Below are 19,783 nucleotides of genomic sequence, written 5' to 3'. Positions count from 1 at the left end.
GTCAAGTTGAGCTATGCCGACTCAACTGCGGGGCCTCGGCTCATGTTCCCGGGTTGCTGTTCGCTGTGAGCGATCGAGGGGTGACGTTGGGGTCCCCGCAGATGGGAGGGGTTGAAGTCCCCTGGGGCCGCTGGGGCCGCTGCGCCCAGCGGCGTACCAGAGGCCAGGTGGTGAGGCCGATCGTCAGGGCGATCAGGTGGCCCCAGTTGGTCATGGGGTCCTGGAAGGCGAGGAGGTCGTCGAGGAGGGTGGCGGCGAAGAGGGTGAGGAGGGGCCAGCGGAGCCAGGGGGTGAGCAGGCCGGCCAGGGCGCCGATGCTGGCGGCGACGCCGAAGCTGATGCCGTAGTCGAGGCGGTGCAGAGAGCTGACAGGGAGGTGGCCGGCCAGGACGGCGAGGCCCACCGGGACCTCCGTCGCCAGGGTGGCCAGGATGTGCCCGGCCAGGAAGACACCGGCCGCCCGCAGCCCGCCTATGCGCCGCTCCAGGGCGGTCAGCACCAGCACGAAGGCGGCCGCGTACGGCGACACGATCCCGCCCGCGACCCACAGCGCGCTGGCCACCAGCACCAGTACGGGGCTGTGCAGCAGGTGGGCGACGTCGGTGCTGGAGTCCTGGTAGAGGGTGTGCACCAGTCCGGGGTCGGCCAGGGCCGCCACCACGGAGGTGACGGCCAGGACGGCCGCGTAGGCGAAGGTGAACGGCGTGGCGGCGGGCGTCGGGAAAAGGCGCAGGGGGCGGGGGCGGCGGGAGGGCGCGGACACCGGGAAGGTGGCAGGCGCCGAGAGAGCCGCGGGCGCCGCAAGAGGCGCGGGCACCGGGAAGGTCGCGGGCACGCGCGGTCCGGGCATCGCGTCCAGGAGGCCGGCGACCTCCGTGAACGGCGGATCGAGCGTGACCGGCGGGTCGGGAAGGGGCGTGCCCGGGGGTGTCGGCACGGCCGCCGCAGGGCCCGTCGCGGTGCGTTCCACGGTGAGGCGCTCCTTCCGTCGCGCCCCACCCTTTGGGTTCCGCATGCCCCTGTCTATGACCGACGCCACGCGAGAGCGGATTCACAACAACCTCAGAGGCATCGCACGCGTCCGCCTCCCGGCACCCACCCGTTCCCGCGTCCCCGCCGGTCACGGAACGGCCGTTCATCGGTGACGAGTTCTACACTCCCGAGCGCAACTGGTGTGGTCGTTGCGCCGAGTTTGTGAAAATGAGGCCCCTGAGGCCCCCGTGAGGTGTGATCGCGATGTCCGGATTTCATCGCCCTCCGCCCACCTCGCCCGGGGCGGCTACAAGCGCGTGCGGGCGGGCTCGGCGCCGTCCGCGCGGTCGGCGTGTCATCGGAAATTCCCGTGTACGCCGAGCCCAGTTCAAGCAGGATGGCGGTATGACTGCCGTGTACGACACACCTGTGATCCTGGACCGGCGCGAGGGCCCCTACGGCGAAGTGGTGCTGCGCAGGCACGGGGATTTGCTGCAGATCATCGCCAACGGCTGCTTTCTGATGGACACCTCCGACGGCCGCTCGGAGCGGTTGCTGATCGACGCCGCGCGGGACGCGCTGGACGGCCGTCCGGCGCCGGACGTGCTGATCGGCGGGCTGGGCGTGGGATTCTCGCTCGCACACGCGGCCGCCGACCCGCGGTGGGGACGGATCACCGTGGTGGAACGGGAATCCGCCGTCATCGACTGGCATCGCACGGGTCCCCTGTCCGAGGTGTCCCGCGAGGCCCTCGCCGACCCGCGCACCGAGATCGTCGAGGCCGACCTGGTCGCGTACGTCAATGAGACATCGGCCACGTTCGACGTACTGTGTCTCGACATCGACAACGGCCCCGGCTGGACCGTCACCGAGGAGAACGACTCCCTGTACGCGCCGCCCGGACTCGCGGCTTGCGCAAGGGTGTTGAGGCCCGGCGGGGTGCTGGCGGTATGGTCGGCCGAGCCCTCTCCGGAATTTGAAGGAACCATGCGGAATGCCGGGTTCCAACAGGTGCGTACCGAAGAAGTGCCCGTTGCCCGGGGCGTTCCGGACGCGGTACACCTCGCTGTCCGACCTGGATAGCGACGGCACGGGGAGTCCCCGTAGGGTGCATCCCTGACGCGGATCATTCAAGCGTCAATCGCAGTCATGGGATCACCCCACGGATTCCGGAAAGCAACATAGGCAACAGGGGCGGGCGATGGAGCAGACACACACCTCCCAGACCGGCGCGGCGACGACCACTCCGGGTGCGCAGCGCCGGGTGCTGGTCGTCGAGGACGATCCCACGATCGTCGACGCGATCGCGGCCCGGCTCCGCGCCGAGGGATTCCTCGTGCAAACCGCGGGCGACGGTCCGGCCGCGGTCGACACGGCCGAGGCCTGGCAGCCCGACCTGCTGATCCTCGACATCATGCTGCCCGGCTTCGACGGGCTGGAGGTCTGCCGCCGCGTGCAGGCCCAGCGTCCGGTGCCGGTGCTGATGCTGACCGCGCGGGACGACGAGACCGACATGCTGGTCGGGCTCGGGGTCGGCGCCGACGACTACATGACCAAGCCGTTCTCGATGCGGGAGCTGGCCGCGCGGGTACACGTGCTGCTGCGCCGGGTGGAGCGGGCCGCGATCGCGGCCGCCACGCCGCGCTCGGGCATCCTGCGCCTCGGCGAGCTGGAGATCGACCACGCGCAGCGCCGGGTGCGGGTGAAGTCCGAGGACGTCCACCTGACGCCCACCGAGTTCGACCTGCTGGTGTGCCTGGCGAACACCCCGCGCGCGGTGCTCTCCCGGGAGCAGTTGCTGGCCGAGGTGTGGGACTGGGCGGACGCCTCCGGCACCCGGACCGTCGACAGCCACATCAAGGCGCTGCGCCGGAAGATCGGCGCCGAGCGGATCCGCACGGTGCACGGCGTCGGATACGCGCTGGAGACGCCGACGCCATGAGCGACGGGCGTAAGGCCGCACGCAGGAGCGCCCAGGGCCCCGGCGAGGATCCCTGGGGCGGCGTACGCCCGTTCTCGATCAAGACCAAGCTGGGCGCGCTGGTCGTCATCGCGGTGCTGATCACGACGGGTCTGTCGATCGTCGCGGTGCACACCAAGACGGAGCTGCGCTTCATCACGGTCTTCTCGATGATCGCCACACTGCTGATAACGCAGTTCGTGGCGCATTCGCTCACCTCACCGCTGGACGAGATGAACGCGGTGGCCCGCTCCATCTCGCAGGGCGACTACACGCGCCGGGTGCGCGAGAACCGCCGGGACGAGCTGGGCGACCTGGCCCAGACGATCAACGTCATGGCGGACGAGCTGGAGGCGCAGGACCAGCAGCGCAAGGAGCTGGTGGCCAACGTCTCGCACGAGCTGCGCACCCCCATCGCCGGCCTGCGCGCGGTGCTGGAGAACATCGTCGACGGGGTCACCGAGGCCGACCCGGAGACCATGCGCACCGCCCTGAAGCAGACCGAGCGGCTCGGCCGGCTGGTGGAGACCCTGCTGGACCTCTCCCGGCTCGACAACGGCGTCGTACCGCTGAAGATGCGCCGCTTCGAGGTGTGGCCGTACCTGTCGGGCGTGCTGAAGGAGGCCAACATGGTCGCCTCCGCGCGCGCGGGCATCGCCTCCGGCTCGGGCAGCCACACGCGGACGGACGTCCATCTGCACCTCGACGTGTCCCCGCCGGAGCTGACCGCGCACGCGGATCCCGAGCGCATCCACCAGGTCGTCGCCAACCTGATCGACAACGCGGTCAAGCACAGCCCGCCGCACGGCCGGGTGACCGTGAAGGCGCGGCGGGGGCCGCGGCCGGAGTCGCTGGAGCTGGAGGTCCTGGACGAGGGGCCGGGAATTCCCAGGTCGGAGTGGCACCGGGTGTTCGAGCGGTTCAACCGGGGCGCGGTCACCCGGCCGCACGGTCCGGGCAGCGACGGCGGCACCGGGCTCGGCCTGGCGATCGCCCGCTGGGCGGTCGATCTGCACGGCGGCCGGATCGGTGTGGCCGAATCCGAGCGGGGCTGCCGGATCATCATCACTCTCCCGGGACTGTCCTCCGTCCCAAGTTGACGTAAAGTTCGAACCGGAAGCCCAAGATCCACCAGCGTCCGCGCAGCCGGACACGTGTGATCAGGCACGGGCCCGGACGCCGTCGCGCCGGGCCTCCTTCGTCGCACCCGCACACCCTTATCCGCATGCGGAACCACGCTTGTTTCCCGCCAAATCAAGCCCTGAAACAAGATCTCCGGTGTGACTTACGCGACGATGAACGGGCCCGACCTCACCTTCGCCGTCTTGGAGGCGTAGCCTTTATTTCCGCTGTCCATCACCTTGTGAAGCGGAAGAGGGCGGTTGCCGCCGTGTCGCCACAGTCCCCCAGTAACCCGAGCGTCTCGACCGACGACCAAGCCGGGAAGAACCCCGCAGCTGCGTTCGGTCCCAACGAGTGGCTCGTCGACGAGATCTATCAGCAGTACCTCCAGGACCCGAATTCGGTAGACCGTGCCTGGTGGGACTTCTTCGCCGACTACAAGCCGGGCGCTCCTGCCGCCGCGGCTCCGGCGGGTACTGCGGCCGCGGGGGCCGCAGAGACCACCGCCACGGCTGCTCCCGCGGTCCCGGCGGCTCCCGCAGCCGCTCCGGCGGCCCCGAAGCCCGCCGCCGCGCCGGCCCCGGCCCCCGCTCCCGCGGCCAAGGCCGCCCCCGCCCCGGTCAAGCCGGCGCAGCCCGCACAGGCGCCCGCTCAGCCGAAGGCGAAGGCCGCCCCCGCCGCCGAGGCCCCGGAGGGTCCCGAGCTGGTCACGCTGCGTGGCCCGGCCGCCGCGGTCGCGAAGAACATGAACGCCTCGCTGGAGCTGCCGACCGCCACCTCGGTCCGCGCGGTCCCGGTGAAGCTGCTGTTCGACAACCGCATCGTCATCAACAACCACCTGAAGCGCGCCCGGGGCGGGAAGATCTCCTTCACGCACCTGATCGGCTTCGCGATGGTGCAGGCCATCAAGGCCATGCCGTCGATGAACTGGTCGTTCGGCGAGAAGGACGGCAAGCCGACCCTCGTCAAGCCGCCGCACGTCAACCTCGGCCTGGCCATCGACCTGGTCAAGCCGAACGGTGACCGCCAGCTCGTCGTGGCCGCCATCAAGAAGGCCGAGACCCTGAACTTCTTCGAGTTCTGGCAGGCCTACGAGGACATCGTCCGTCGCGCCCGCGACAACAAGCTGACGATGGACGACTTCACCGGCGTCACGGTCTCCCTGACCAACCCCGGCGGCCTCGGCACCGTCCACTCGGTCCCGCGTCTGATGCCTGGCCAGTCGGTCATCATGGGCGTCGGCTCCATGGACTACCCCGCGGAGTTCCAGGGCACCAGCCAGGACACCCTGAACAAGCTCGGCATCTCGAAGGTCATGACGCTCACGTCGACCTACGACCACCGGGTGATCCAGGGCGCCGCCTCCGGCGAGTTCCTGCGCCAGGTCGCGAACCTGCTGCTCGGTGAGAACGGCTTCTACGACGACGTCTTCGAGGCGCTGCGCATCCCCTACGAGCCGGTCCGCTGGCTCAAGGACATCGACGCCTCGCACGACGACGACGTCACCAAGGCCGCCCGCGTCTTCGAGCTGATCCACTCCTACCGGGTCCGCGGCCACGTCATGGCCGACACCGACCCGCTGGAGTACCGCCAGCGCAAGCACCCCGACCTGGACATCGTCGAGCACGGCCTCACCCTGTGGGACCTGGAGCGCGAGTTCGCGGTCGGCGGCTTCGCCGGCAAGTCGATGATGAAGCTGCGCGACATCCTCGGCGTGCTGCGCGACTCGTACTGCCGCACCACCGGCATCGAGTTCATGCACATCCAGGACCCGAAGCAGCGCAAGTGGATCCAGGACCGCGTCGAGCGCCCGCACTCCAAGCCGGAGCGCGAGGAGCAGCTGCGCATCCTGCGCCGTCTGAACGCGGCCGAGGCCTTCGAGACCTTCCTGCAGACGAAGTACGTCGGCCAGAAGCGCTTCTCCCTGGAGGGCGGCGAGTCCGTCATCCCGCTGCTGGACGCGGTCATCGACTCCGCCGCCGAGTCCCGCCTGGACGAGGTCGTCATCGGCATGGCCCACCGCGGCCGCCTGAACGTCCTCGCGAACATCGTCGGCAAGTCGTACGCGCAGATCTTCCGCGAGTTCGAGGGCAACCTCGACCCGAAGTCGATGCACGGCTCCGGCGACGTGAAGTACCACCTGGGCGCCCGCGGCACCTTCACCGGCCTGGACGGCGAGCAGATCGCGGTCAGCCTGGTCGCGAACCCCTCCCACCTGGAGGCGGTCGACCCGGTCCTGGAGGGCGTCGCCCGCGCCAAGCAGGACATCATCAACAAGGGCGGCACGGACTTCACCGTCCTGCCGGTGGCGATCCACGGCGACGCGGCCTTCGCGGGCCAGGGCGTGGTGGCCGAGACCCTGAACATGTCGCAGCTGCGCGGCTACCGCACCGGCGGCACGGTCCACGTGGTCATCAACAACCAGGTCGGCTTCACGGCCGCCCCGGAGTCGTCCCGCTCGTCGATGTACGCGACGGACGTGGCGAGGATGATCGAGGCCCCGATCTTCCACGTGAACGGCGACGACCCCGAGGCCGTCGTCCGCGTCGCGCGGCTCGCCTTCGAGTTCCGCCAGGCGTTCAACAAGGACGTGGTGATCGACCTCATCTGCTACCGCCGCCGCGGTCACAACGAGTCGGACAACCCGGCCTTCACCCAGCCGCTGATGTACGACCTGATCGACAAGAAGCGCTCGGTGCGCAAGCTCTACACCGAGTCCCTGATCGGTCGCGGCGACATCACCCTGGAAGAGGCCGAGCAGGCTCTGCAGGACTACCAGGGCCAGCTGGAGAAGGTCTTCACCGAGGTCCGCGAGGCTACGGCCCAGCCGGCCACCGGTGACGCCCAGGCCCCGCAGGACGGCTTCCCGGTCTCGGTCCCGACCGCGATCTCCTCGGAGGTCGTCAAGCGGATCGCCGAGTCCCAGGTCACCATCCCCGACCACATCACCGTCCACCCGCGTCTGCAGCCGCAGCTGCAGCGCCGGGCGGCCATGGTCGAGGACGGCACCATCGACTGGGGCATGGGCGAGACCCTGGCCATCGGCTCCCTGCTGCTGGAGGGCACCCCGGTCCGCCTCGCGGGCCAGGACTCCCAGCGCGGCACCTTCGGCCAGCGCCACGCGGTGCTGATCGACCGGGAGACCGGCGAGGAGTACACCCCGCTGCAGTACCTCTCCGAGGACCAGGCCCGCCTGAACGTCTACAACTCCCTGCTCTCCGAGTACGCGGCGATGGGCTTCGAGTACGGCTACTCGCTGGCCCGCCCCGAGTCCCTGGTGATGTGGGAGGCCCAGTTCGGCGACTTCGTCAACGGCGCCCAGACGGTCGTGGACGAGTTCATCTCCTCGGCCGAGCAGAAGTGGGGCCAGACCTCCGGCGTCACCCTGCTGCTCCCGCACGGCTACGAGGGCCAGGGCCCGGACCACTCCTCGGCCCGCCCGGAGCGGTTCCTGCAGCTCTGCGCGCAGAACAACATGACGGTCGCGATGCCCACGCTCCCGTCGAACTACTTCCACCTCCTGCGGTGGCAGGTGCACAACCCGCACCACAAGCCGCTGATCGTCTTCACCCCGAAGTCGATGCTGCGCCTGAAGGCCGCCGCCTCGAAGACGGAGGAGTTCACGAGCGGCGAGTTCCGCCCGGTCATCGGCGACAGCACGGTCGACCCGGCCGCGGTCCGCAAGGTCGTCTTCTGCGCCGGCAAGGTCTACTACGACCTCGAGGCCGAGCGTCAGAAGCGCGGCGCCACGGACACGGCGATCATCCGCATCGAGCGCCTGTACCCGCTGCCGGGTGCCGAGCTCCAGGCGGAGGTCAACAAGTACCCGAACGCCGAGAAGTACCTGTGGGCCCAGGAGGAGCCGGCGAACCAGGGTGCCTGGCCGTTCATCGCGCTCAACCTGATCGACCACCTCGACCTGGCGGTCGGCGCGGACATCCCGGCCGGCGAGCGGCTGCGGCGCATCTCGCGCCCGCACGGCTCGTCCCCGGCGGTGGGCTCCGCCAAGCGCCACCAGGCCGAGCAGGAGCAGCTGGTGCGTGAAGTGTTCGAGGCGTAGGCCTCCGGCGGCCCAGCCGAACACCTGGGGCCCGGCACCGAGTTCGTACTCGGCGCCGGGCCCTTTCGCCTCTTTGGGGTGCGCTCAGGTGGTCTGTGGTTCGAAGTCCCAGCAGGGGCGGTTGCGGGAGCGGGCCGAGACGGTGTGGACGTGCTGGGGGCCCAGCGTGGCGGCGAGGTCGGACAGCGCCGCCGCCTCGATCCGGTCCGCTCGTTGACGTTCTCTCATGGCTCGTAGGTCTGCCGCGTGGGCGACCCGGGCGGAGAGGGTGAGAGGGTGGGTGCCGCCCAGGGTCTCGGCGGCACGCCTCGCCGTGGCCTCGCTGAGCTCGGCCGCGGTCTCCACGTCACCGACCAGGTTGCGCAGCCCGGACGCGTTGACGGCACAGCCCAGGGTGTGGGGGTGCGTGTCGCCCAGTGCGGCGGTCATGTCGGCCAGTGCCTGCTCGCTGAGGACGTGGGCGTGCTCCCGCTCACCGACGGCGCGCAGGATCAGGGCGTGGTTCGCCTGGGCGCCGATGACGAACGGGTGCTCTTGCGGAAGGAGTACCTGGTAGCGGGCGAGGAGAGACTCACTCGTCTCGCGGGCCTGGTCGATGTCGCCGTGCTCCCGGGCGACGCAGCTATGGCTGACGGCGGCGCCGAGCGTCTCCAGATGCGTGTCGCCCAGCTTGCGGTCGTAGCCCTCCATCACCTGGGCCAGGAGCGCTCCGGCCGACCGGCGGTCGCCGGAACGGTACTGACACAGCGCCAGGTTGAGTTCGGCGCGGAGGGTCTGCGGGTTGCGGGGGCCCAGGACCAGGCGGCACTCCCGCACGGCCCGCTCCTGGACGGAGACGGCTTCGGGATAACGGCCGAGCAGCCGGAGGTCGATGGCGTAGGACGTCTCCGAGAAGAGCGTCCAGGGGTGGCGGCTCCTCAGCAGCCGGCGTCGTTCCTCCATCGTCCGCCGGTCGATGCCCAGGGCCTCGTCGTAACGTCCCAGCAGGCGCAGTGAGAAGCCCAGGTTGTTCAACGCGTTCAGGGTCCGCGCGTCCTGGTCGCCGAGCACTCCCCGGTAGGTCGTGTACAGCCAGTCGCACAGTTCCCGTGCCTCGTCGTACCGGCCCAATCCCCACAGGTCCGCCGCGAGGCCGCTCGCCGCCCGCAGGTACACCAGGTCGTCCGGGCCGCGCTCTTCCCGCAGGTGTTCCACGGCGGCCCGCTCGAAGGCCTCGGTGGTCGCGTAGTGGCCGGCCGAGCGCAGCAGGTTGGCGTAGTGGTAGGTCAGGTCCCAGATCTGCGGATGGGACTCGCCGAGCAGGTCCTGCCAGAGCTCCAGGGTGCGCCGACCCAGGTCGATCCCCTCCGCGTACTCGCCGGCGAACCACAGGTAGCGCAGGCAGTTGAGGACCAGTTTCTGCGCCTCGGGGTCGGTGCTGCGCATCATGTCGGCGTACGGCAGATGCGGCACGATCTCCGCGTACGAGGCCCAGGCGCGGGTGTCGGTGGGGCGCCCGGGATCCGCCGCGGTGAGCGCCCGGCGCACCACCTCGATGAGCTCCTGCCGGTCCTGCTCGGGCATGTCCCGGCGCACGGTCTGGTGGATCATGCGGTGCAGGTAGAGGGTCCCTCCGGAGTACGAGGCCTCGCCCGTGGCCGACTCCGGGGACTCCAGGCGGACGATCGAGTACTGGCGGAGCTGGTTGATCGCCTTGTTCCACAGCAGCGGATCGTCGAAAAGCGGGGACAGGTGCTCGGGCACCTCGTCGCGGGGCAACTCCCTCAGCAGGCGTACGGGGATGTGGCCCGGTGCGAAGAAGGTGCACAGGCGCAGCAGGTCGACGGACTCGGGGACGGTCTCGCGGAGTTTGTTCAGCAGTATCGACCACGCGGTCTGGAAGGCGAGCGGGAAGTCCGCCGAGACCTTGACGATGTCGTGGTCGATGCCGCCGTCCAGCAGGGCGATGTACTCCTCCACCGACAGGTCGGAGTCGCTCAGCCAGCCCGCCGTCTGGTCCAGCAGTAGCGGCAGGTCCTCCAGGACGCCGGCGAGCAGGTCGGCCTCCTCCTCCGACAGGCGGGGCGCGCGGCGCCGGATGAAGGCCACGGACTCGTCGCGGCCGTAGGCGGGCACTTCGAGGAGTTTGCTGTTGTGCTCACCCCACTCGGGGTTGCGGGAGGTGATGATCACGTGGCCGGGGCCGGTCGGGACCAGGTCCCAGATCTGTTCGGGTTCGTCGGCGCCGTCGAGGACGAGCAGCCAGCGGGAGTAGGGGTCGCCGCGGCGCAGTGAGTCACGGACGGCGCGCAGCCGTTCGCCGTACTCGTCGCCGGTGGACAGACCTAGCTTCGGCGCCAGATCGGCCATGAGGCGGCGGTAGGTCACCCGCCTCTCGGCATTGACCCACCAGACGACGTCGTACTCGGAGCCGAAGCGGTAGACGTACTCTGCGGCCAGCTGGGTCTTGCCGACTCCGGACATGCCGTGCAGGGTGAGGACGCCGGCGCCGGACCCGCTGCCCTGGAGCAGGTGATAGGCGTCGTTCAGGAGCGGCTCGCGGCCGGTGAAGCGGGTGTTGCGGCGCGGCACACCGCCCCACACCTCGGGCATGGCCGCCGGGAAGCGTGGCCCCCGCCGGCTCCCGGCGGGCTCGGGCAGGGGGAGGACCGGCAGGTTCAGCCGGTCCAGCAGGCGCCGTTCGGCCTCCTCCGCGCCCATGTTGGTCAGGTCGACCGCGGAGAGGACAGCGGCGCCGGAGGGCACCGGCGCGTTGGTGACGGACACCGCCGCGAACCGGGCCGGGTCGGGCGCCACGACCTCGCGCAGGGCCGCGTTCCACTCCTCGTGACTGCGCGAGCCGAGCTGGAAGTACCACTCGCTGACCACGATCAGGATCCGGCCCTCGGCCAGGGTGAGATCACGCAACAGGCCGGCGAGGGGCTCGTCCGCCGGCGGCTCCCAGCGCAGGTACACCACCCGCACACCGCGCCGTTCCAGCCTGTCCCCGATCCACGCCGCCCAGGCCCGGTTGAACCCGGCGAAGCTGATCGTGACCGTGGGGCGCCCGCTCTGTCCGGCCCGGCGGTCCCGCTCACGGCGTGCCTCTCGTACCGCTGCTGCCTCTCGTTCCTCTCGCTCCTCCTGGGCTCTGCGCGCCTCTCTGGCCTCGCTCTCCTCTCGGGCCCTTGCGGCCTCCAGTGCCTCCGATGGTGTCCCCGGCGCCCCTGGTGCCGCTCGCTGTGGCCGTTCGGCCGGGGCTGAGCCTTCGCCGCGCGCCCGTCCTCCGGTCTCCCCCTCCCGTCCGAGCAGCCGGGAGAGCGCGCGCCGGAAGTCGCGGCCGGTGCGGCTCGCCGAGGGCGCGGGGGCGGCCGGCGAGGGCAGCGCCGGGTGTTCGCCGGCGGGTCTGGCCGCCGGTGTCCCGCCGGGTTCGCGTGCGCGGATCTCCGCACGCAGCTCCGCCTTGCGCACGGGCACGCCCCACTGGTTGCTGACGGTCAGCCAGAGGGACGCGGTGCCGGTCTCGCGGCCCGTCGACACGGAGAACCGCGCCGGGCCGTACGTACCGCCGAACCGGTGCAGCACGACGCTGGGTTCGTCGAGGGCGGCGCAGACGAAGAACGGGGAGCCCTCCAGGGTGACGGTGAAGGCCAGTTCCTCCTCCGCGCCCGGCCAGCTGGGCTCGGCCCCCTCGTGTTCCGGGAGCGGGCCGCGCAGATCGACGGTGACCAGGTAGTCGCAGTCCGTCTCGGCCTGGCGCGGCCACGCGACGACAGGCTCGATCAGCAGCGGTGGCTCACCGGCCCCCACCGCGTCCGCGCCCTCTCGTCCGTCGCGCCCGGTCATCCTCGTCCGGTGCCCCCTCCCCCGTCGCACGCGACGAGCCGCAGCGTGGTGAGCGGGTGCCCGTAGTAGTGGAACATGAAGGCGTACAAGAGCCTCAGGACCCGCTTCTGTCCGACGCTGTCGACCTCGCCGTCGTCGTTGTAGATGCTCGGTATCGCGGCCAGCGGACCGAACTCCTCGACCGCGCGGGCCCGGAAGGCCCGCAGCTTCTCGGTGACCGGTTGCTGCGGCCGCGCGGCGACCTCCCGCACCAGCCGGCGCACCAGGGCCCGGGCTTCCAGGTCTCCGACCTTCCCCGCGGTGACGATGCAGCCGCCGGCCCCCTTGCGCAGGAACAGCTCGGCGAACCCGCGCAACGCCTCCTCGCCCTGTGCCCTGTTGTCGACGAAGCGGCCGGAGTGACAGGCGTTGAGGCAGACCAGGGCGCTGTCCCGGCGCAGCACATGCATCTTCTCGCCGTTGTACTCGGCCCAGGTGCGCTCCCCCAGCCGCAGCCCGCTGACGGTGGGGCCGTACCAGCCGTGGCAGCCCATGTAGACGAGGCCGGTGCGGTCCGCCGGATCGTCGAGGGCCTTGAGGAACGGGGTCAGCGTCCCGTGCATCCGGTGTGCGTAGGGCGCGAAGACGCTGCCGTCGTCGGCCATGTCCCGGTGCAGATAGCCGAGGACGCGGCCGTGGCTCTGGCCCGTCTCGCGCGGCAGGTCGTGGTCGACGTCGTGCACGGTGGTCCAGCGGGACATGACGACGAGCGCGCCCAGCAGCCCGCCCGGCATCCCGAGCCGCGGGTCGTCCGGGAGCCAGAACAGCTCCCACGGCAGTTCGTACCCGGTGTCGTCCCACACGATGAGGCGCAGCCCGGCGCCGTGCCGTGCCCGGGCCTGGTTGATCCAGTCGGCGAGCTGCCGCTGGTTGCCGGACCAGAGGCGGATGCCGCGCAGGACCTCCGAGGGGTATGCGCCGCCGTCGCCCTGTTTGAGGTTGGCGAGGCTGACGGCGGGAGCGGGGAGCCGGCCCGGCCCGGCCTCGCAGGTGACGGTCAGGGTGCCGCACCGGCCCTGCAGCCGGTACCCGTCCCGGCCGTCGGCGCTGTGGCTGCGCACCACGAACAGCACCGCGAAGCCCTCCGGCAGCCGGGCGCCCGGCCTGGCCGCCGTCGTTCCGAGGCCGGACGGTGGCTGCTCGGAGGGGCGCAGATGGGGTGCGGCGCCGGCCTCCCGGCGTACCGCCGCCTTCAGCCCGGGCAGCGCGGTCCGGCGTACGGCGCTGCCGGCCTGCGTCAGCCAGCGGGGGCCGCGCTGCTGCTCGGCGGTCACGGCCCGTCCCCCCGCTCCGGTGTGGGCGCGCGGCCCTCGACCACCATCCCGCCCAGGGCGTCGGCCAGTTGGCCCGGAAGGTGCCCGTAGGCGTCCGGGGCGGGATCGACGACGGCGGTGTGCACCCGGGTGCGGTCCATGGCCGCGATGCCTCGCGCGGTCTCCAACGCGTCCGCGACACCGGTCGCGCCGACCTCGCCGGCCGGCCTGCCGGTGTGACTGACGTCCAGCGGGACGTTGCCGCGGCCGTCGGTGACCGCGACGACCCAGGCCTCGGTGAGTCCCCTGCCGTGCTGCCGGAAGGCCCGCCGCAGCACGCGTACGGCCTCTTCGATGCCGTGGGCCAGCGGCGTGGCGCGGCCCGCCGGACGGTACAGGGCTTCGAGGACACGCGGGTCCAGGACGCTGCGGGCGGAGAAGGAGTCGGCTCTCAGTTCGTCCCGCGCCCGCGCGCTGCCGACCTCGATCGTCTGCACCGCGGCCCGCTCCGTGTAGGCCCACTGCAGGAACGGGGTGAGGGCGTCCTGCCAGTCCCAGTCCTCGGCGCGGCAGGTGTGGTCGAGGATCAGCACGAGCATGCGTTCGGGTGCGCCCGCGCGGATGTGGCTGTGCAGGTCGACCGGCGCGACGGTGAACCGCTCGGTGCGGCGCAGCCGTTGGTGCACGGCGGCCTCGCGGACCGTGCGCACGTGGGCGAGGTCCCGCAGGCTGCCGCCGCGCCGGGTGCCCACCACGGTGCCGCGCGCGGAGGCGGGGCCGGTGGTGCGCTGCCAGGGGCTGCGCAGCGGCGCGAAGTCGGGCGGCACGGTCGCGTCGTCCTCCGGGAAGGGGGTGACGAGGACGCCGGGAGTGGTTCCGGGGCCGCTGCCGATCGGCTCGGCGGGTTCGGTCTCCAGCAGGGGGCGTGCGGCGGCGGGGTCCCGCTCGTCGCGGCCCGTCGCGCCCCGGTCGGCGGTCCCGCCGCGCGGCGGAGGGGCGGACAGGAGCGAGGGCCCCGGGGGCGGTCCCGCGCCCGGAGCCGTGGGCCGGGGGATGTCCGGATCGGCCAGGCCGATGAGCCGCGCCGCCGCCTCGGCGTGACCGGGCCCGGCCGTGGGCTCGCCGCCCAGCGCCGCGACCGCCCGGGCGAGCCGGGCCAGGGCGAGTTCCCTGCGCACGCTCGGGCCGGGCCCGAGCAGTTGCCGTACCCGTGCGAGGGCCTCGTCGGTGACCGTCACGGAGGTGACGTCGCGGGCGGTGGTGTGCCACGAGGAGGCACCGTCGGCGAGCAGCCGTCCCGGCGCCGGGAGCCGGAGCCCGGCCACGGACAGCCGTACGGCGAACCGGTCCAGGAGATGGCCGCTCAGCCGTCCCGCGTCGGTCGAGCGGCAGGTGGCCAGCCAGCGCGCCCGCGGTCCGGCCGTGTGGCTGAGTCCGTTGTGTTCGACCACCGCGACGTCGGCGCCGAGCAGTTGTACGGCGGCACGCATGCCGGAGACGCTGAGCCGGGTCAGGTCGGGGACCACGACCAGGGGCGGCGGCCCCGGGCGGCCGTCCCCCTCGATCAGGGGGCCCGGCACCGTGCGGAAGGAGACACCGTCGCGCTCGGGGCGGAGCCGGACGCGCGTCCACAGGTCCTCGTCGCGGCTCGCGGCTCCCAGCATGACCGGCGCCGTCGCGGCCGGCTCGGTGGTCCCGGTGAGGATGCCGGTGAAGAGGCGGGCGACGGGTTCGACGAGCCAGGGTTCCAGGTCGAAGAGCAGCACCCCGGACAGGGCGGGGTCGGCCGCCGCGCAGGTCAGGGCGAGGGTGAGTCGCCTGGTGAGGGCGTCCGGGCCCGCGCCGAGCCCGTCGCGGGCGGGCGGATCGGGCGCGGGCGGATCGGGGGCGGGCGGGCGGGCGGCGAGCGGGCCGGCGGCGGGCGGGTCGGGGGTTTCGGGGCGCTCGGTGTCCATGGGGTGCTTCAGGCCGTCTCGAAGAGGTCACCGACGTGGGCGTCGTCCTCGGGCCCCCAGTCGAAGGCGGCGCCGTGGGCGGTCTCCGGTCTGCGGTGCCGCAGCGCCATGGGCAGGACGCGCCGCAGGTGTCCGGGACCGGCCTCGTCCGCCCCCTCCAGCGCGGCGAGGGCACGGGCCGCCAGGGTGGCGACGATCTCGCCCCGCTGTCCTACGGCACCCACCCGCTCGGCCGCCGTCGCGCACAGGCTCAGGACACCGTCGGGCACGTGGACGGACGACACGCGCTGCCGCGCGGCCTCCAGCCGCTTCCGTATGCCGGCGTCGTCCTCGCCGGCCGCCGCCAGCCAGCCGGACTCCTCCTTCGTCCGCTCCTGCTCGAAGTCGAGCACCGTGCGGATCATGCGCTGCCGGGCGGGCACGTCGAGCTGTCCGGCGGTGACCATCAGACCGAACCGGTCCAGCAGTTGGGGCCGCAGGCCGCCCTCTTCCGGGTTCATGGTGCCGACGAGCCCGAAGGACAGGTGTTTCGCGGTGGCCAGCCCCTCTCGCTGCACGGAGAGCACGCCGGTGGAGACGACGTCGAGGATGATGTTGACGAGGTGGTCGTCGAGGAGGTTGACCTCGTCCACGTAGAGCAGGCCCTTGTCGTCCGCCTCTTCCAGGAGGCCGGGCTGTGGGCAGGCCTCGCCCCGGAGGAGCGCGTTGAGCTCCCAGCCGCCGAGGACCCGGTCGTCGGTGGCGTTGATCGGCAGGGTGACGGGCAGCTCGCCGTGGGCCATGCGGGCGAACGCCCGGACGAGGGTGGACTTGGCGGTGCCGCGGGTGCCGGCCATCAGCACGCCGCCGATGCGCGGCTCCACGTGGTTGAGTTCGAGCGCCAGCTTCAGCTCTTCCTGCCCGACGACCCGCGAGTACGGCAGGATGTGCACGCCGTTCGCGGCCCGGCTCACGAACCGGCTCCTTGCGCGTCCCCGCCGCCCTGCGGGTCCCCGCCCGCCGCGCGCGCCCCGCTGCCGGGCCGCCACCGGAGGGTGATCTGCAGCTGGGCCTCCGCACCCGTCTTGACCAATGCCGCCACCGAGGCGTCGATCTTGATGGCGAGCTGCATCTCGACCTCTTCGGGCCGCACGCCCTCCCCGAGCGCCTCGAAGCGCCGCACCGCCTGTGCCGCGCACCGCCGGGCGAGGTCGAGCCCCTCGGTGTAGGCGTCCCGGGCGACCCGCACCACCCGCTGGGCGGCTCCGTCCCGGGTCGCCTCGTCGCCGTAGACGAGATCGAGTCCGTCGGTGGAATGGAGTCCGTCGGTGGAGGCGGGAACCAGGACCGCCTCGACCTCTACGGGAATGGGTCCGTCCGCTCCGTCGGGAGTGGGCCCCACTAAGATCGTCACACGTCCCCCTGGTGCAACTCACTTATGTCATAGGCAAGTTGAGAGACCCGGTACCTTCCCCGGCGCGCGTCGGGTTATGCGCGCCGAGGCCGGCACCGGACGGGTCAGCTCGCCTGGGGTTCGAAGTCCCAGTAGGGGCGGTTGCGGGAGCGGGCCGAGATGGTGTGGACGTGCTGGGGGCCCAGCGTGGCCGCGAGGTCGGACAGGGCTTCCTGCTCGACCTTCTCCGCCTGCTGACGGTCCCGCAGAGCCCGCAGGTCGGCCGCGTGGCTGATGCGCGCGGAGAGAGTGAGGGGGTGGGTGCGGCCGAGGGCCTCGGTCGCCCGGGTGATGGTGATCCTGCTGAGTTCGGCGGCGGACTCGGGCTCTCCGACGAGGTTGCGCAGGGCCGAGGCGTTGATGGCGCAGCCGAGGGAGTGCGGGTGGCTCTCCCCGAGGGCCGCGGACATGCCCGCCAGCGCCTCCTCCATGACCACGTGCGCGTGTTCCCGCTCACCGACGCTGCGCAGGATCAGGGCGTGGTTGGCGCGGGCTCCGATGATGAAGGGGTGGCCTTCCGGGAGCAGCAGTTCGTAGCGGGCGATGACCGACTCGCTGGCCTCGCGGGCCTGGTCGATGTCGCCGTGTTCGCGGGCGAAGCAGCTCTGGCTGACGGCGGCGGCCAGGGTGTGCACATGGGTGTCGCCCAGTTTGCGCTCGTAGCCCTCCAGGACGTGGGTGAGCAGTTCACCCGCGGTGGCCCGGTCACCGCCGCGCAGCTTGCACAGGGCCAGGTTGTGCTCGGCGCGCAGGGTGCTCTGATGGTCCCGGCCCATGACGAGATGGTGTTCCCGCACGTTCTTCGTCTGGGCGGACTCGGCCTCCGAGTACCGGCCGAGCAGGCGGAGGTCGACCGCGTACGACACCTCGGAGAAGAGGGTCCAGGGATGGCGGCCCTTGAGGAGCAGGCGGCGCGCCTCCAGCGTCTTCAGGTCGATGGCCCTGGCCTCCTCGTAGCGGCCCTGGAGCCGCATGGTGAAACCGAGGTTGTTCAGGGCGTTGAGGGTGCGTGAGTCCTGCTCGCCGAAGAGGTCGCGGTACGTCGGGTAGAGCCACTCGTCCAGTTGGAGAGCGTCGTCGTAGCGGGCGAGTTCGCGCAGGTCGGCGGCGAGTCCGCCGGCCATCCGCAGATGGTCCAGGTCGTGCTCGCCCCGGTCCTGCCGCAGCTGCTCCATCGCCGCCCGGTCGATGGCCTCCGTCTCCTGGAAACGGCCCGCGGAGCGCATCAGGTTGGCGTAGTGGTACGTCACCTCCCACACCCGGGGATGCGACTCGCCGAGCAGCCGGCGCCAGGCGCGCAGGGCTCGCGCGCCGAGCTTCACGCCGGCGGAGTACTCGCCCGCGAAGAGCATGTACCGCAGACAGTTCAACACCAGCGACTGCACCCTGCGGTCCTTGCTCTGCAGCACGTCCGCGTATTTCAGATGCGGCACGATCTCCGCGTACGCGTCCCAGTTGCGGGTGTCGGTGGGGCGGCCGGGGTCGGCTTCGGCGAGGGCTCGGCGGACGACTTCGATGAACTCGTGCCGGTCCTGCTCGGGCATGTCCTTGTGGACGATCTGGTGGACCATGCGGTGCAGATAGACGGACTCGCCGGAGGAGGCGGCCTCGTCGATGGCGGCCTCGTGGGACTCCAGGCGGACGACGGAGTACTGGCGGAGCTGGTTGACCGCCTTGTTCCACAGCAGCGGGTCGTCCAGCAGTCCGGCGAGCTGTTCGGGGAGGTCGTCGTGGGACATCTCCTTCAGCAGCCGGACGGGGATGAATCCGGGGGCGAAGAAGGTGCACAGGCGCAGCAGGTCGACGGACTCGGGGACGGTCTCGCGGAGTTTGTTCAGCAGTATCGACCACGCGGTCTGGAAGGCGAGCGGGAAGTCCGCGGAGACCTTGACGACGTCCTGGTCGATGCCGCCGTCCAGCAGGGCGATGTACTCGTCCACGGACAGGTCGGAGTCGTTGAGCCAGCCGGCCGTCTGGTCCAGCAGCAGCGGGAGGTCCTCCAGCGCCTCGGCCAGCTGGTCGGCGTCCGTCTCGGTCAGGCGGGGCGCGCGGCGCCTGATGAAGGCCACGGACTCGTCGCGGGCGTAGACGGGCACTTCGAGGAGTTTGCTGTTGTGCTCGCTCCACTCGGGGTTGCGGGAGGTGATGAGCACGTGGCCGGGGCCGGTCGGGACCAGGTCCCAGATCTGTTCGGGTTCGTCGGCGCCGTCGAGGACGAGCAGCCAGCGGGAGTAGGGGTTGCCGCGGCGCAGTGAGTCACGGACGGCGCGCAGCCGTTCGCCGTACTCGGGGCCGGTGGCCAGGCCGAGCCGGGGCGCGAGTTCGGCGAGGAGGCGGCGGTAGGTGACGCGCTTCTCGGCGCCGACCCACCAGACGACGTCGTACTCCGAGCCGAACCGGTAGACGTACTCGGCGGCGAGCTGGGTCTTGCCCACCCCGGACATGCCGTGCAGGGTGAGGACGCCGGCGCCGGACTCGCTGCCCTGGAGCAGGTGGTAGGCGTCGTTCAGGAGCGGCTCGCGGCCGGTGAAGCGGGTGTTGCGGCGCGGTACGCCGCCCCAGACGTCGGGCATCGAGGCGGGGAAGCGCGGGGCGGGGCGGCCCGCATCCGTGGTCACCGGCGTGTCGTAGGGCACGTCGAGGCGGTCCAGCAGGCGCCGTTCGGCCTCGTCCGCACCCATGTTGGTCAGGTCGACGGGGGCGAGGACGGCGGTGGCGGAGGGCACGGTGGTGTTGGTGACGGACACCGCCGCGAACCGGGCCGGGTCGGGTGCGACGACCTCGCGCAGGGCGGCGTTCCACTCCTCGTGGGTGCGCGGGCCGAGCTGGAAGTACCACTCACTGACCAGGATCAGGGTGCGGCCCTCGGCCAGGGTGAGGTCACGCAACAGACCGGCCAGGGACTGGTCAGGCGGGGCGTCCCAGCGCAGGTACACGACCCGCAGGCCGCGCCGCTCCAGCCTGTCCCCGATCCACGCCGCCCAGGCCCGGTTGAACCCGGCGAAGCTGATCGTGACGGTCTGCCTCGCGGCCCCCTTCCCGGTAGACCGGACCGGCGTACGAGCTTCAGACATGCAGCGGCCTCCAGCGCGTAGTCATGAAATCGTAGAACCTCGGCGCGGCTCTGGGGAGTCCGGCGACTGCCCCAGCGAAGGCCTCGGCGCG

General features: G+C 71.7%; 11 protein-coding genes. 4 read left to right on the top strand and 7 right to left on the bottom strand.

Features of this window, described 5'->3' with window-relative positions; genetic code table 11:
- Positions 1–40: 40 nt before the first annotated feature.
- Positions 41–970 carry a rhomboid-like protein gene (locus tag ABZ865_RS14705; RefSeq protein WP_361229193.1) on the bottom strand — a complete coding sequence of 310 codons (930 nt, stop codon included), beginning with the start codon at positions 968–970 and terminating at the stop codon, positions 41–43.
- Positions 971–1,377: 407 nt separating this feature from the next.
- Between ABZ865_RS14705 and ABZ865_RS14700 the strand changes: the two genes are divergently transcribed.
- The 4 genes from ABZ865_RS14700 to ABZ865_RS14685 all read left to right on the top strand — a co-directional run bounded on the left by ABZ865_RS14700 (position 1,378) and on the right by ABZ865_RS14685 (position 8,114).
- The gene (locus ABZ865_RS14700; protein ID WP_361229190.1) at positions 1,378–2,055 is read left to right on the top strand and encodes a spermidine synthase; all 678 of its coding nucleotides are present in this window, start codon (positions 1,378–1,380) and stop codon (positions 2,053–2,055) included.
- A gap of 118 nt (positions 2,056–2,173) precedes the next feature.
- Positions 2,174–2,914: a response regulator transcription factor gene (locus ABZ865_RS14695; protein WP_100828203.1), complete on the top strand. Its 741-nt coding sequence runs from the start codon at positions 2,174–2,176 to the stop codon at positions 2,912–2,914.
- The gene (locus ABZ865_RS14690) at positions 2,911–4,032 is read left to right on the top strand and encodes an ATP-binding protein (protein WP_361229186.1); all 1,122 of its coding nucleotides are present in this window, start codon (positions 2,911–2,913) and stop codon (positions 4,030–4,032) included. The genes ABZ865_RS14695 and ABZ865_RS14690 overlap by 4 nt, the downstream gene beginning before the upstream one ends.
- Before the next feature lie 290 nt (positions 4,033–4,322).
- Positions 4,323–8,114, top strand: coding sequence for a multifunctional oxoglutarate decarboxylase/oxoglutarate dehydrogenase thiamine pyrophosphate-binding subunit/dihydrolipoyllysine-residue succinyltransferase subunit (locus ABZ865_RS14685; protein WP_361229183.1), 3,792 nt, complete (start codon positions 4,323–4,325; stop codon positions 8,112–8,114).
- A gap of 84 nt (positions 8,115–8,198) precedes the next feature.
- Here ABZ865_RS14685 and fxsT (ABZ865_RS14680) read toward each other — a convergent pair whose 3' ends face one another.
- From fxsT (ABZ865_RS14680) to fxsT (ABZ865_RS14655), 6 genes are all read right to left on the bottom strand, one after another.
- Positions 8,199–11,939 carry an FxSxx-COOH system tetratricopeptide repeat protein gene (gene fxsT, locus ABZ865_RS14680; protein ID WP_361229181.1) on the bottom strand — a complete coding sequence of 1,247 codons (3,741 nt, stop codon included), beginning with the start codon at positions 11,937–11,939 and terminating at the stop codon, positions 8,199–8,201.
- Positions 11,936–13,252: a CHAT domain-containing protein gene (locus ABZ865_RS14675; protein ID WP_361229178.1), complete on the bottom strand. Its 1,317-nt coding sequence runs from the start codon at positions 13,250–13,252 to the stop codon at positions 11,936–11,938. Before ABZ865_RS14675 ends, fxsT (ABZ865_RS14680) begins: the two co-directional genes overlap by 4 nt.
- Positions 13,249–15,186: a magnesium chelatase gene (locus ABZ865_RS14670; protein WP_361229176.1), complete on the bottom strand. Its 1,938-nt coding sequence runs from the start codon at positions 15,184–15,186 to the stop codon at positions 13,249–13,251. Before ABZ865_RS14670 ends, ABZ865_RS14675 begins: the two co-directional genes overlap by 4 nt.
- An 8-nt stretch (positions 15,187–15,194) precedes the next feature.
- Entirely contained in the window at positions 15,195–16,139 is a 945-nt protein-coding gene (locus tag ABZ865_RS14665) for an AAA family ATPase (protein WP_361229173.1), read from the bottom strand.
- On the bottom strand, positions 16,136–16,579 hold the full coding sequence (locus ABZ865_RS14660) for a CU044_2847 family protein (protein WP_361229171.1): 444 nt from the start codon (positions 16,577–16,579) through the stop codon (positions 16,136–16,138). Before ABZ865_RS14660 ends, ABZ865_RS14665 begins: the two co-directional genes overlap by 4 nt.
- A gap of 104 nt (positions 16,580–16,683) precedes the next feature.
- Positions 16,684–19,692 carry an FxSxx-COOH system tetratricopeptide repeat protein gene (fxsT, locus tag ABZ865_RS14655; RefSeq protein WP_361229168.1) on the bottom strand — a complete coding sequence of 1,003 codons (3,009 nt, stop codon included), beginning with the start codon at positions 19,690–19,692 and terminating at the stop codon, positions 16,684–16,686.
- Between the last annotated feature and the right edge of the window lie 91 nt (positions 19,693–19,783).

The organism is Streptomyces sp. NPDC047085 (assembly GCF_040643735.1).
In the GTDB taxonomy this organism is placed as follows: domain Bacteria; phylum Actinomycetota; class Actinomycetes; order Streptomycetales; family Streptomycetaceae; genus Streptomyces.
This window is presented reverse-complemented; position numbering and strand designations above follow the sequence as displayed.